At 61.3% G+C, this 1,135-nt stretch carries 1 protein-coding gene; it reads left to right on the top strand.

Annotated elements, in window-relative coordinates; genetic code table 11:
* Positions 1-355 precede the first annotated feature (355 nt).
* Positions 356-1,027 carry a hypothetical protein gene (locus H7A85_RS20640; protein WP_182422415.1) on the top strand — a complete coding sequence of 224 codons (672 nt, stop codon included), beginning with the start codon at positions 356-358 and terminating at the stop codon, positions 1,025-1,027.
* Positions 1,028-1,135: the final 108 nt, after the last annotated feature.

Raw genomic sequence — 1,135 nt, 5'->3', positions numbered from 1 at the left:
CATCGCCCTGTCCCGCGACCATCGTGAAAGCAGCCGCAGTGCGCCGTCTCTCAGTACCCAGCCATCCAGGTCAGCCCCCAAACGTCAAACGACAACGGGCTCAGCGTTTTGACACGGCCTGGACCAAAGTCAGCCGTTCTTTTTCATTCCTGTGAACGTTCGCTTCCGCCAATCGCGCCGATCAACGCCAGCGACCGATAGCGCTCTGAATTGTCGACCGTCTGCGCTGCCTCCGGCCAGGGGTGCGGGAATTACCGCGTCTAAACTGGGGGAGGCGGAACGGTCGGTTTGGAATGGCGATCGCTATAAGTCACCGTTTGTTCATTCGTCCCTTTGCCAGCCTATTGGAGGCAGATTGCTAGACCGGATCGCACCGGCTGCAGGCCGTAAAAAAACAGCGAACGGATACAAATACTCGGGCATCGACGCTGGCCTAATCTATATCTTCCCCATGGCTGAATTCTCGACCCTGAGCCCACGGTTCTTTGAACTCGACGATGTGCGCCCGGTGCAAGGGCGAAGCTGGATACCCTTGCGCCAAGACGGGGAGACCCAGCACGACAGTCCGCTCCCCGGCATCGGCGCGATCCGCGAATATGCGGGTATCGCCACCCTCGCGGTCCTGTCGGCCGATCGGGGCGCGGTCGACACGCTCACGTGGAGCGAGGTCGACACCTCGACGCATAGCTCAAGCGTTGAAAAGGGCCTCTACCGGCAGGCGGATGTTCATTGCGACTGGAGCGATGACCGCGCGATAGTCGGGACGCGCCTCGTTGTCGCCCAGGGCAAGGACGGCTTCGAGCGCCAGACATGGCACCTGCATCAGGACCTCGCGATCGCCTTGAAGCTCGAGCGCGAGGGCGACTCTTGGTTCCGCCCCGATGAGGGGTGGATCGAGGTCGCCCGGCTGAAACGGGATGCGGAGGGGAGCCCCGTCCTCTTGGAAATCCGCGCCGAGATGCTGTCCGACTACCTCGCTGCCCGGGGGATGGCGCTGTATCTTTCGAGCTACTGGTCTGCCCCCTGAAAAGTGGTCCTCCCTGAAGTAGGCTTTCGAGCTGATGGAGGACACGAGAATGGGACAGAAGAAGCACAAGCCGGAAGAGATCGTCGCCAAACTTCGGCAGGTGGACGT

Origin of the sequence: Aureimonas sp. ME7 (assembly GCF_903970965.1) — a bacterium.
Classification (GTDB): Bacteria; Pseudomonadota; Alphaproteobacteria; order Rhizobiales; family Rhizobiaceae; genus Aureimonas.
Note: the sequence above shows the minus strand (reverse complement) of the source record. Positions and strands in the feature narration are given on the sequence as shown.